Raw genomic sequence first — 12,249 nt, 5'->3', positions numbered from 1 at the left:
GCGCAGGTGACCGCGACCTTGCAGAAGGTGTTCGACGCGACCAAGACCGACGTCGAGGCGATCCTGTCCGGTCTGGACAAGAAGGTCGACGACGCATTCACGGCGGGGGAGAAGGCGGCCAGGGACGCGTTCACCGCCGAGCACAAACAGCGGATGGACGCCTACAAGGACAAGCGGTACTCCGGCGTCACCGGGAAGCTCAAGTGGGTCAAGGACAAGTTCGCCGGTCTGCCCGAGGAAGCGAACCAGATCTTCGTCGCCGCGCGCCAGGGCTATGTGACCCGGATGCGCGGCGTGATCTCCACGGTCGCCGACGTCATCGGCGCGGAGCTGACCCGGGCCAAGACCCGCATCGCGACCGGTCGCGATCAGTTGCAGGCCGAGGTCCGCAAGCTTCCCGCTGATCTCCAAGCGATGGGCAAGCAGGCGGCGGGGGAGTTCGCGGGCAGGTTCGACGAGTTGACCGAGTCGGTCGACGCCAAGGGATCCGAGCTCGTCCAGACGCTGGCGACCAAGTACAACCAGGCGCTCAAGGCCGTCGACGCGGAGATCGACGCGGAGAAGGAGAAGAACAAGGGCCTGGTGGCCAAGGCGATCGGCGCGATCAAGGGCGTCATCGACACCATCATGCAGTTGAAGGACCTGCTGCTGGGCATCCTGGCCAAGGCCGCCGCCGCGGTCATGGGCATCCTGCGCGACCCCATCGGGTTCCTCGGCAACCTGGTGTCCGCCGTGGGTTCCGGGCTGCGCGCGTTCATGGCCAACATCGGCGAGCACCTCAAGAAGGGCCTCGTCGGCTGGCTCATGGGCGCCATGGCGGGCGCCGGGCTCCAGCTCCCGGCCAAGTTCGACCCGCGCGGCATCCTGATGATGATCGCCTCGCTGCTCGGCCTCACCTGGTCGGCCATCCGCGGCCGGATCGTCGCGCGCGGTGTCCCCGAACCCGCCATGGCCGCCGCGGAGGGCGCTGTCCCGGCCGCCCAGAAGCTCAAGTCCGAGGGCGTCGGCGGCCTGTGGGAGACGGCCAAGGACAAGGTCGGCGACCTCAAGGCCGGGCTGTTCGGCAAGATCGCCCAGTACCTGGTGCCCACCGTCCTCGTCGCGGGCATCACCTGGATCATCAGCCTGCTCAACCCGGCGTCGGCGTTCATCAAGGCCGTCAAGATGATCGTCGACATCGTGACGTTCATCGTCACCCAGGGCGCGCAGATCATCCAGTTCGTCAACGCCGTGCTCGACGCCGTCGTCACCATCGCGAGCGGCGGCGCCGGTGGCGTGCCCGGGCTGATCGAACTCGCCCTGGCCACGTCGATCCCCGTCCTCATCGGCGCCCTCGCCGCGATCCTCGGCGTCTCGGGCATCGCCGACAAGGTCAAGAAGATCATCCAGTCGCTGGCGAAACCGGTCATGAAGGTCGTGGACCGGATCGTCGACAAGATCGCGGGCGTCGCGAAGAAGCTGTGGGCCAAGCTCAAGGGCAAGGTCGGCAAGAAGGCCGCGCCCGCCACCCCGGAGGAACGCCGCAAGCACCTGTCCGCCGGGATCGCCGCGCTCGAACGGGTCAGCACCAAGTACCAGGCGGGCGCGACCGAGGAGCAGATGACCCGCGAGCTGCGCTCGGTCAAGCGCGGCCACCCGGTCTTCAAGGAGCTCTCGGCGACCAAGCGCGGCGACCACTGGGAGTACCGGTACGTCGCCAGCCCACCCACCACCAAGGGCGGTCCCCCGACCAGTGGCTCGTCCTTCTCGCTACCCCCGGGCCCGCTGGCGAACTACGAGGGCCACGTCATCCTCACCGCGGCCAAGCCGAAGGACATCCACCTCATCGGCAAGCACGGCGAGAAGTTCACCGACGTGATGATGAAGGACCGGCTCAACTCCTTCGTCGCCGAGTTCCGCCGCTTGCGCGCCGACAAGGTGGCCTACCAGCGGAACGTGGTCGCCGCCGCGACCACCCGGCTGGCCAGGCTCCAGGGCGACCCGGTCGGCAACGCCGCGCGGATCCAGAGCACCCAGGACGCCATCAACGCCGCGAACAAGCTCATCACCGACTACAACGCCATCTCCGACACCGACCGCGACGCGGTGTTCGACATGCTCGACAAGTGGTCCAAGTCGCTCTCGGGCATGGCGAGCAAGATGGTCACCCGGTTCACCGACGACAACAAGATCGAGCCGCTGGCGCGGGCCGCGATCGCGGCCAACCAGGCCGCCATCGACGCCGCGTTCACCGAGGCCAACGGCGATCCCAAGCCCAACGGCACGCAGAAGGCCATCACCCACCCGGCACCGCCCGGCCTCGGCGCGGGCTTCGAGATGGACGCGACCAACACCCCGGTCGAGATCACCAGGGTGCTGAGCAAGGTCGTGTTCCGGTTGATAGTGTCCGACGCCGCCAACCGGCACTTCCTCATCGAGACGGGCTACTTCGAATGAGCGCCGCCGACGACCTGGACACCGATCTCGGCCTCGTCCGGGACTTCCTCGTCGAGCACTACCGGGACGAACCCTCCGACGACCGCGCCGCCACACGCGCCCTGGACCGGTTCAACGAGAACCCGCCGCGCACCGCGCGGATGGCCCTCGCCTTCCGCCGGGTCATCGATGCCGAGTTGCCCGAGGGCGACCTCCAGCGCTTGGCCTTCTCGTGCACCGGACGGGATCTGCTCACCGACGACGACGCGCGGGCCTACCTGGAACGCGTCTTCGAGGCCAACCTGTTCGACCTCGCCATCGACGACGTAGCGGACATCGAGGACTGAACCCCCGGACACAGCGGTGCCCCTGACAGGACGGTGCCCCTGACAGGACAGTGCCCCGGTGGCCGAAGCCACCGGGGCACTGTCGTCTCTTGCGCTATCTCAACCGGGTGGGGCTACCTCAGGGGGTGAGCGTCCACGAGTTGATGTAGCCGGTGTCGTTGACGTACTGGTCGGACACCCGCAGGTTCCAGGTGCCGTTCTTGTTCTCCGAGGACAGGTTCACCGTGTACGACCGGTTGATGTTGTCCGCCGAGCCGCCCGCGCGGTTGTGCAGGACGTAGGTGCTGCCGTCCGGCGCGACCAGGGTGACGACCAGGTCACCGATGTAGGTGTGGACGATGTTCACCGCGACGGTGGCGGTGGCCGACGCGCGGCCGGTGCAGTTCGCGACGGTCACCGGGCTGGAGACGGTCGCGTTGTCGCGGATGGTGTAGTCGGCCGAGTTGGTCACCGGGCCGCAGCTGCCGCCGGTGGTGCCGACGGTGATGGTGAACGACGCGTTGCCGGTCTTACCGGCGCTGTCGCGGGCGGTGACGGTGACGTTCGCGGTGGCCGCGGCGGTCGGGGTGCCCGAGATGGTGCCGGTGGAGGAGCTGATCGACAGGCCCGCGGGCAGGCCGGTGGCCGACCAGGTGTACGGGGAGGTGCCGCCGGAGGCCGAGTTGTTCACGCTGAACGGCTGGCCCACGGTCGCGGTCTGGTTGCCGGGGTTGGCCACCGAGACGTCACCGGGGGTGGTGCCGCCGTTGAGGAAGCTAATGTTGAGCAGGCGGTTGGGCGAGCCGGTGCCGATGCTCGAGAGCTTGTTGGTGCCCGCGTTGTTCACCAGGGCCGTCTGCACCTGCGCCGAGGTGGCGGAGGGGTTCTTGCCCAGGTAGACCGCCGCCGCGCCCGCGGTGTGCGGGGAGGCCATCGAGGTGCCGGTCATCGTGGCGGTACCGGTGTTGCTGGAGTACGAGGCCGAGATGATGCTGGTGCCCGGCGCGAAGATGTCCAAGCAGGAACCGTAGTTGCTGGTGGAGTTGCGCGCGTCGCTGGAGTTCGTGTTGCCGACGTTGATGGCCTCGGGGACCCGCTGCGGGCTGTAGTAGCAGGCGTCGTCGCTGGAGTTGCCCGCCGCCTGGACCCACTGCACGCCGCTGGCCACGAGGGACTTCACCGCGTTGTCGAGCGAGTTGTCGGTGCAGCGCTGCTGGCAGCCGATGCTGTAGTTGACGACCGCGGGCTTCACGGCGTTGTTCCGGATCCAGTTGATGCCCGCGATGATGTCGTCGTTGGCGCCGGAGCCCTGGCAGTTGAGCACCCGGACCGCGGAGATGGTGGCCTTCTTGGCCACGCCGTAGGTGGTGCCCGCCGCGGTGCCCGCGACGTGCGTGCCGTGCCCGTGGCAGTCCGAGGGGGTGCTGTCGCCGTCCACGAAGTCGTAGCCCGCGGCCATCCGGCCGGAGAACTCCTGGTGGTTGGCGTTGATGCCGGAGTCCATGATGTACACCCGCACGCCCTGGCCGGGGTTGCTGGGGTAGGTGAAGGACCGGTCCAGCGGCAGGTTCGCCTGGTCGATGCGGTCGTCGCCCCAGTTCGGCGGGTTGGTCTGGGTGTCGGTCAGCACCATGGTGGTGACCTGCTGCACGTAGGCGACGCTCGGGTCCTTGGCGACCTTCGCGGCCTCGGCGGCCGACATCCGCGCCGAGTAGCCGTTGATGCCCGCGTCGTAGGTGTGCCGGATCTGGCCGCCGTAGCGCTGCGTCAGCGAGGTCGCCGAGGCGCTGACCGAGGCGATGCCCTGGCCCTGGGACTTGAAGGCGACGATGTAGCGGTCGGCGACCGCGTTGGCGGAGCCCGCGTTGAGGATGGAGACGGAGGATTCCTGGGCGGAGAAGGCAGGTGGCGCGATGAGCGCGGCGGCACCGGCGACCGCGGCGACGGAGACGGCCACCACCGCGGATCTCCGCGAGAGGCGAATCTTCATTCTGTCGGTTCCTTCTTTTGCAGGGGATGAACCCGAACGGCCCACGATGCCCTCACGGCGGACCGGACCCCGGAACAGTGCAATTCCCCCAATTGGGATTCAAGACCCGATTCTTGCCTGTGACCGTTCCGCTGTGAAACCGCAGCTGAACGGCGTGAAGGTCTGGCAAGAACGGAATGTTCACAGTTGTTCACGACAACAGTGAATGGCCATCTATTCGGTGTATTACCTGCGTGCGGCCGCTGTCCGACTAACGGTGGACCCGCCATCGATCACACGACGGACGCGCTGGGGGAGACCCCGTGGTTACCGTCAGTGCCGCGAGGTGACGAGGGGGAGTCGGATGCGACGGGTCGAGAGCCTGGACGTGCTGCGCGGGGTGGCCATCCTGGGCACGTTCGGGACCAATGTGTGGATCTTCAGCAGCCCGGGCGGGCTGGCCGCCGTGCTGGGTGGGGGCGGGGTGGTCGAGTCCGGCCTGCGGGCGTTGAGCAACGGCAAGTTCCTGGCGCTGCTCTCGATCCTGTTCGGTGTCGGGCTGGCCATCCAGCACTCGTCGGCCCTGCGCCGGGGTGCCCGCTGGCCCGGGTGGTACCTGTGGCGGTCGGCGTTGTTGCTGGTCGAGGGCGTGCTGCACTTCGTGCTGGTCTTCGAGTTCGACGTGCTGATGTTCTACGCCGTCGTCGCCGTGCAGTGCGCGTTCATCGTCGGCCGGAGCACCCGGGTGATCCGGGGCTGGATGATCGCCGCCGGGGTGCTGCACGTCGCGGTCGTCGGCCTGCTCACCGCGGCGCTCTACGGCGAGGACGTGGTCGGTGACGACGCCGCGGACACCTCGCGGTGGCTCGACCAGGTCGCGTTCCGGCTGGACAACGCCCTCGCGCTCCGGGCCGAGGCGGTGTTCGTCCTGCCGCTGGGCATGGTGTTGTTCCTGGCGGGTGCGCGACTGCTGCGCGCGGGCGCGTTGGAGCAATCGGTGCGCGGTGACGCTATCCGGCGGCGGTTGACGACCTGGGGTCTAGGCCTTGGAGTGCCTCTTAACGCACTCACCGCGTTCGCGGGCACAGACTGGGCGCTGGTCGACCGCTACCTGTGCGCTCCGCTGGTCGCGTTCGGGCTCCTGGGTGCCATCACCACCCTCGTGCACCGGACGGCGGAGGGGCCACTGCGGCGAGGGATCACCGCGGTCGGGCGCAGTGCGCTGTCCTGCTACATCGCGCAGAACGTCCTGGCGTCGGTCTTGTGCTACCGGTGGGGGTTGGGCGTCACCGGCGGTCCGTTGTGGACGGTCACGTGCTTCCTGATCGTGTCCGCGCTGGTGACCGCCGGTGCGTGGCTGTGGCTGAGGAGGTTCCCGCGGGGCCCGGTGGAGACCGTGTGGGACGTGCTCTACCGGGCGCCCCAGCGGATCAGCTCACGCAGAACTCGTTGCCCTCAGGGTCGGTCAGCGTGACCCAGCCGTGCGGGCCCTGCGTGCCCTCGTGCAGCTTGGTCGCGCCCCTGGCCACCAGCGCGTCGACGGCGGCGGCGACGTTCTCCTGCCCGACCCAGACGTCGAGGTGCACCCGGTTCTTCACCGTCTTGGCCTCGGGCACCGACTGGAACAGCACCCGTCGCCGGGTCCCGGTCGTGGGGTCGTCCGGGTGCTGGATGGCCGACCCGATGCGCCAGACCAGCACCCCGTTGTGCGTGGTGGTGTCGTCGTCGGTGGCGTACCCCTTGGCGACCATCTCGCGGATGAACTCCTCGTTGGACGGCTCGACCACCCAGCCGAGGGTCTCCGCCCACCACTCGGCGAGGTCGTGCGGGGTCGCGCTGTCGACGACGACCTGGAAGACATGTGGACTCATGCCGGTCACCCTAGGCGGCATTGCGGACGGGTTCAGTCCTGGTTCTGGAGCGTCTGGCTGGGCAGCACGCCGAACGCCTCCCGGTAGTACCCGGTGAAGCGGCCCGCGTTGAAGAACCCCCACCTGGCCGCCACCGCGGTCACCGTGTCCTCGCCGGGCGCCGCCGACCGCAGTTCCCGGTGGGCGTGGTCGAGCCGGACCCGGCGCAGGTAGGCCAGCGGCGTGGTGTCGAGGTGGCGGCGGAAGGCCAGCTGCACGGCCCGCACCGTGACCCGGGAAGCGTTGGCGACGTCGGCCAGGCTGATGTCGCGGGCGGCGTTGTCCTCCAGGTAGGCGATCGCCCGGCGCAGGGTCGGCGGGTACGCGTCGTGCCGGTCGGCCCCGGTCGTGCCGTGCGCCGTCGTGCTGGGGAAGGTGCTCAGCGCGGTGGCCGCCAGCAGCCTGGCGGCGTTGGACAGCACCAGCGGGGACGCGGGTTCGTCCACCCGGTCGTCGCCCTGCGCGTCCTCGCCGAGCACGTCGTCGACCAGGTAGGCCACCATCCGCTGCCACCGGCCCGCCGCCACCGCGCTGACCGGTCGGTACCCGGTGAACCGGGGATCCCCACCGGCCACCTCGGCGAGCAGGGCGGGGTCGAAGGTGACCGACCGCAGCAGCGCCATCGACGACCGCGCGGCGAAGCGCTGGCCCGCGCCCGCGTGCACCAGCACGTCACCGGGGGCCAGCTGGGCGTGGTCGGAGCCCAGCGTCCGCTCGGCGTGCCCGGCCCACAGCTGCACGATCAGCGGTCCCGGTGACTCGGCGCTGAAGCTCAGCTCGAACGGCAACCGCAGGTCGTCGACCACGAACCGGCCGCCGGTGGCGCGCTGGTGGCACAGCGAGCCGCCGTCGAGGGTGTCGACCCGCAGGTCGTGGTCCAGGGTCTCGACCAGGTACTGGTGCGCCAGGTCGGGGTCGTCGGTCTCGAACCTGGTCCGGACCGGACCGCGCGGGCCGGGCACCGCGCCGGCCGTGCTCGGGGCCCTCGGTGGGAATGTCATGGCTGTGCCCCCTCCTCGCCGGGTATCGCCTCTGGCTACCCAGCGCTGACCTGGGCTACCCCTCTGTTCCACCGTCCGGGCACCCCGATCGGGTGGCCTGCGCGAACCTGGGCGGGAGCTGTGCGACCCATGAGTTGGCTGTGCGTGCGGGCGCTTCGCTCGGATGGGGCAGGCGGGCGGCCGACCTCCCCGGGGCAAGCGAACCCCACCGCGAGGCAGGAACGATGAACGTAAGCAGCGTCTCCAGCGCGCAGACCACCGCGTTGACCCAGCGACCCGACAGCGCGTCCACGCGCAAGGCCTTCCAAGCCGCCGCCAAGGCACTGGACATGTCCACCGACGACCTGCGCAGTGCCCTCAAGGACGGGCAGAGCCTGTCCGACCTGGCCAAGGCCAAGGGCGTCAGCGAGTCCACCCTCACCGACGCCATCACCAGCGCCGTCCCGTCGGCCAACGCCGCCGACATCGCCCAGAATCTGCTCTCCGGTCCCGGCGGCCACGGCGGACCGGGTGGTGGCCCTGGCGGTCCCGGTGGCCCCCCGCCGCCGCCCCGCGACTCCCGCGTCGACTCCGCCCTCAGCGCCGTGCAGGACGCGCTCGGCATCGACGACCTCGACGAGGAGCTGGCCTCCGGCGAGTCGCTGACCGACGTCGCCGCCGCCAACGGGATGGACGCCGAGACCCTCAAGACCACCCTCACCACCGCCATCAGCGCCGCTGACTCGACGCTGTCGGCCGACGCGGTGTCCGAGCTGGCCGACAAGATCATCGAAGGCCCGCCGAAGCCGCAGCAGGACACCGCGAGCGCGCGCCAGGAGTTCGACCTGTCCCAGACCTCTTATGACTCCACCGCGGTGAGCAAGCAGCTGCTGCAGAGCCTCTACGCGCAGCAGTCGCAGCTGGCCACGTCGTCGAGCTGGGCCGCGTGATCGGTGCGACGCACGTCATGTAGGCCGGGAAGTTCGACACCTGGCGACGTAACATCGGGTGAACCGGTGTGACCGAACTGAACGGGAGACGCGGCATGGCGACTTCGAGCGCGCGTGTGGTGACCGATCGCCCTGGGCGCTACGCCAAGCAATTGGCGGCGCACATGGCCCGCAAGATCGACACCGACTGGGACGCCGACTCCGGCGTCGGCGAGCTGCGTTTCCCGTTCGGCACCTCCAGCCTGCGCGCCGAGCCCGACGCCCTGCTGCTGACCGTCGACGGCGCCGCCGAGGACCTGGAGCGGCTCGAGGCCGTGGTCGGCAAGCACCTGGTGCGCTTCGGCGCGAAGGACGAGCTGGTCGTGCACTGGACCAGGGACACCGGTGAGGCGGGCACCCAGTGGCGCCACGACGGCGACGACGAGTGAGCCGCGCGCGGCGAGCGGGTCACCCGGTGTGCTGACCCGCCTCAAGGCGGGCCGGTGCGACGGTCGATGATCAGGGCATGTTGATCCGCCTCGCCGCACCGGTGGTCATCGCGCTGGCGCTGACCGCGTGCTCCTCGGCCACCCCGGCCCCGCAGACCCCGGCGACCGCGTCGGCCGCCGACGAGATCGGCTGCCTCAAGACCGGCCAGACCGGGTCCTCGGCGGCCGCCGCCGTGCCGACGACCACCACGACGCAGCCCTTCCGCGCCGCGCCCCGGGTCCGCCAGGAGGACGAGGAGAAGGGCTCCGACGCGGTCTACGCCGAGCTGCGCCACCAGCTCGACACCTACCAGAAGTCGGACTACCAGCACACGACCACGGTCAACCGCTCGGCGGGCACCTACATCGTCGACTGCTCGGGCTGGGGCAACGTCCTGCTCCGCGCCGCCGCCTGCCCCGCCTACGCCGACCTGGTCCGCATCACCAACGAGACCAGGGGCGCCGGGTTCCTCGCGGGCTGCGACCTGGGCATCGGCGCCATCGAACACGGCCCGTACGCCGCGGACTGGGCGAGCATGCTGGCCCAGATCGAACCCGGCACCACCAACGGCCACTGGACCCGCCGCACCACCGTCGCCGAACTCGTCCCCGGCGACATCGTCACCTACGCCCTGGGCCCCGGCGCCACCGACACCGGCCACGTCATGTTCGTCGCCGCCAAACCCACCCCCACCGCCGACCCCACCCGCTGGGTCGTCCCCATCGCCGACTCCACCGCCTTCCAGCACGGCCCCACCGACAGCCGCAAGAACAACCCCCGCAACGTCGACGGCGAGGGCATCGGCACCGCCGAGATCCTCCTCATCACCGACAAGACCGGCGCCCCCACCACCCAGTTCCTCTGGTACCCCACCGCGACGAAGGTCGACACCGTCCCGAACCCGGTCCTCCTGGGCCACCTGAACTAGTCCCGCGCCATGGCCTGCCCGGGCCTCGGGCTGGTCTCAGGGGTGAGACACCCGAGCCGATCTGGCGATGAGCCAGCGACATCCGGCCTAGGTGCGTGCGGTGCCGGTGTAGTTCTCGGCGAGGCTGGTGGCGGCGGCGCGGGACGAGACGATGTGGCGGAGGTGGGCCAGTTGGAGTTGGGTGTCGAACTCCGACTGGCCCGGGGCCAGGTGCAGCGTCGTGGTCATGAAGTGCGAGAAGTGCTCCGCTCGCCAGATCCCGCGCAGCGCGGTGTGTTCGTAGGCGTCCAGCAGGTCCGGTGAGCCGGTGCGGTGCAGGTGGTCGAAGGCGGCTGCCAGCAGGGTGACGTCGGCGGCCGCGAGGTTGAGGCCCTTGGCGCCGGTGGGCGGCACGATGTGGGCGGCGTCGCCCGCGAGGAACAGGGTGCCGTGGCGCAGGGTCTCGGCGACGCAGGCGCGCATGGGCAGGACCGACTTGGCGGTGATCGGGCCGCGCTGGGGGTGGTGGTCGCCGAGGCGGTGGTCGAGTTCGGTCCAGATCTCGTCGTCCGGCCAGGGCTCGGTGCCGTTGGGGACCTGGAGGTAGAGCCTGCTCACGGTGGGGGAGCGCATGCTGGCCAGCGCGAAACCGCGGCGGGAGTGGGCGTACACGAGTTCGTGGTGCACCGGCGGCGCGTCGGCCAGGATGCCCAGCCAGGAGTACGGGAACGTGCGCTCGTGCACCACGCCCGGCACCAACCCGCGCGTGACCCCGTGGAAGCCGTCGGCGCCGACCACGTAGTCGCACACGACCTGACCACCGGCGTGGTGCACGGTCGGTCGGCCGTCGAGGTCGGTCAGCGCGAGCACCGGGGTGTCGAACAGCAGCGGCAGGTCGTCGGCCACCCGCAGCGCGATCAGGTCCTTGACCACCTCGGTCTGCGCGTAGATCCACACCCGGGCGCCGGTCGTGCCGAGGAAGTCGACCCGGTGCGCGGCGCCGTCGAACACGAGGTCGATGCCGTCGTGCGGGATGCCCTCGCGCTCCAGCCGGTCGGCCGCGCCCGCCGCGCGCAGTGTGTCCACTGTGGCCTGTTCGAGGATGCCCGCCCGCTGCCGCCGTTCGACGTACTCGCGGTCGCGGCTCTCGAACACGACGCTGTCGATCCCCGCCCGGTGCAGCAACCGGGCCAGCAGCAACCCCGCTGGTCCGGCGCCGACGATCCCGACCAGCAAGCTCACTCCAGAACCCGTTGTGCGACGGCGAACGCGGAGTTGGCGGCGGGCACCCCGCAGTAGATCGCGGACTGCAGCAGCACCTCACCGATCTCGTCGCGGGTCAGGCCGTTGCCCAGCGCGGCCCGCACGTGCATCGCCAGCTCGTCGTGGTGCCCGCGTGCCACCAGCGCCATCAACGTGATCGCGCTGCGGGTGCGGCGGTCCAGGCCGGGGCGGGTCCAGATCTCGCCCCACGCGTACCGGGTGATCAGGTCCTGGAACGCCTCGGTGAACGGCGTGGTCTTGGCGATCGCGGCGTCGACGTGGGCGTCACCGAGGACCTCGCGCCGCACGCGCATCCCCGGGCCGCCTTGGTCCAGGAACGTCAGCAGGGCAGCGGTCACCGCGTCCGGACGGTCCACCACGGCCAGGTGCGCGGCCCCGTTGATCTCGGTGAGGCTCGCGCCGGGGATGCCGTCGACCAGTTCCCTGGCTTGCGCGGGTGGCGTCGCCGGATCGGATCGCCCCGCGATGACGAACGTCGGCGCCTGGATCTCCGCCAGCCGGTCGCGGATGTCGTATGTGGACAGGGCGTCACAGCACGCCGCGTACCCCGCTGTGTCCACAGTGGCCAGATCCTCGACCAGCCGCCGCCCCAACGGCGACGCCGCCGCCACCGGATCGGCGAACCACCGCGCCACCGTCGGCTCCAACAACGACGCCGTACCTCGAGCGCGCACCAACTCCGCCCGCTCCCGCCACTGCCTCGGCTCCCCGAACCGCGCCGCCGAACACACCATCGCCAAACTCAACACCCGCTCCGGCGCAACCAACGCCACCGTCGCCCCGATCGCCCCACTGATCGAGATCCCCGCGTAGTGAAACCGCCGCCACCCCAGCGAATCAGCCAACCCCAACACCATCCGCGCCAGGTCCTCGATCACCGCCCCAGCACCCAACGCCGGAGTCCCCGCGTGACCAGGCAACTCGAACCGCACCACGCGGAACCGCCGAGCCAGTGCGGGAACCTGGTGATCCCACACGGCACTACTAGTCCCCACGGAAGGCCCAAGAACCAATGGCGGCGCACCCGAAGCGCCATCCAC

At 70.2% G+C, this 12,249-nt stretch carries 11 protein-coding genes; 6 read left to right on the top strand and 5 right to left on the bottom strand.

Annotation, left to right across the window (positions count from 1 at the left end):
- Both LV79_RS18895 and LV79_RS18890 read left to right on the top strand, forming a co-directional pair.
- Positions 1-2,436, top strand: a 2,436-nt coding sequence (locus LV79_RS18895) for a phage tail protein (RefSeq protein WP_443612878.1), incomplete at its 5' end; no start/stop codon positions are given.
- Complete coding sequence (locus LV79_RS18890; protein WP_253838497.1) at positions 2,433-2,762, top strand: DUF4551 domain-containing protein; 330 nt, start codon at positions 2,433-2,435, stop codon at positions 2,760-2,762. The genes LV79_RS18895 and LV79_RS18890, both read left to right, overlap by 4 nt.
- A gap of 118 nt (positions 2,763-2,880) precedes the next feature.
- Here the strand turns inward: LV79_RS18890 and LV79_RS18885 are convergent, their stop codons facing one another.
- Entirely contained in the window at positions 2,881-4,731 is a 1,851-nt protein-coding gene (locus tag LV79_RS18885; RefSeq protein ID WP_253838495.1) for a S8 family peptidase, read from the bottom strand.
- A gap of 343 nt (positions 4,732-5,074) precedes the next feature.
- On the opposite strand from LV79_RS18885, the gene LV79_RS18880 reads away from it, so the two are divergent.
- Positions 5,075-6,184, top strand: a complete 1,110-nt coding sequence (locus LV79_RS18880; protein WP_253838494.1) for a DUF418 domain-containing protein — start codon at positions 5,075-5,077, stop codon at positions 6,182-6,184.
- Here the strand turns inward: LV79_RS18880 and LV79_RS18875 are convergent.
- Both LV79_RS18875 and LV79_RS18870 read right to left on the bottom strand, forming a co-directional pair.
- Positions 6,141-6,581 (bottom strand): VOC family protein, encoded by a 441-nt coding sequence (locus tag LV79_RS18875; RefSeq protein WP_253838493.1) that lies wholly within the window; start codon positions 6,579-6,581, stop codon positions 6,141-6,143. The genes LV79_RS18880 and LV79_RS18875 overlap by 44 nt on opposite strands.
- A gap of 32 nt (positions 6,582-6,613) precedes the next feature.
- Positions 6,614-7,621, bottom strand: a complete 1,008-nt coding sequence (locus LV79_RS18870; protein ID WP_253838491.1) for an AraC family transcriptional regulator — start codon at positions 7,619-7,621, stop codon at positions 6,614-6,616.
- Between the two features lie 224 nt (positions 7,622-7,845).
- On the opposite strand from LV79_RS18870, the gene LV79_RS18865 reads away from it, so the two are divergent.
- From LV79_RS18865 to LV79_RS18855, 3 genes are all read left to right on the top strand, one after another.
- On the top strand, positions 7,846-8,550 hold the full coding sequence (locus LV79_RS18865) for a hypothetical protein (RefSeq protein WP_253838488.1): 705 nt from the start codon (positions 7,846-7,848) through the stop codon (positions 8,548-8,550).
- A 95-nt stretch (positions 8,551-8,645) separates the two neighbouring features.
- Positions 8,646-8,978 (top strand): DUF2218 domain-containing protein, encoded by a 333-nt coding sequence (locus tag LV79_RS18860; RefSeq protein WP_253838485.1) that lies wholly within the window; start codon positions 8,646-8,648, stop codon positions 8,976-8,978.
- Positions 8,979-9,055: 77 nt separating this feature from the next.
- Positions 9,056-9,946: a hypothetical protein gene (locus tag LV79_RS18855; RefSeq protein ID WP_253838483.1), complete on the top strand. Its 891-nt coding sequence runs from the start codon at positions 9,056-9,058 to the stop codon at positions 9,944-9,946.
- Positions 9,947-10,033: 87 nt separating this feature from the next.
- On the opposite strand, the gene LV79_RS18850 is transcribed toward LV79_RS18855, so the two are convergent.
- Both LV79_RS18850 and pcaDC read right to left on the bottom strand, forming a co-directional pair.
- On the bottom strand, positions 10,034-11,167 hold the full coding sequence (locus LV79_RS18850) for a 4-hydroxybenzoate 3-monooxygenase (RefSeq protein WP_253838482.1): 1,134 nt from the start codon (positions 11,165-11,167) through the stop codon (positions 10,034-10,036).
- Positions 11,164-12,249: a bifunctional 3-oxoadipate enol-lactonase/4-carboxymuconolactone decarboxylase PcaDC gene (gene pcaDC, locus LV79_RS34890; RefSeq protein ID WP_443612880.1), complete on the bottom strand. Its 1,086-nt coding sequence runs from the start codon at positions 12,247-12,249 to the stop codon at positions 11,164-11,166. The genes LV79_RS18850 and pcaDC overlap by 4 nt, the downstream gene beginning before the upstream one ends.

Origin of the sequence: Actinokineospora globicatena, assembly GCF_024171945.1 — a bacterium.
Taxonomy (GTDB): domain Bacteria; phylum Actinomycetota; class Actinomycetes; order Mycobacteriales; family Pseudonocardiaceae; genus Actinokineospora; species Actinokineospora globicatena.
The sequence above is the reverse complement of the archived record's forward strand: the minus strand, read 5'-3'. Positions and strand labels throughout refer to the sequence as shown.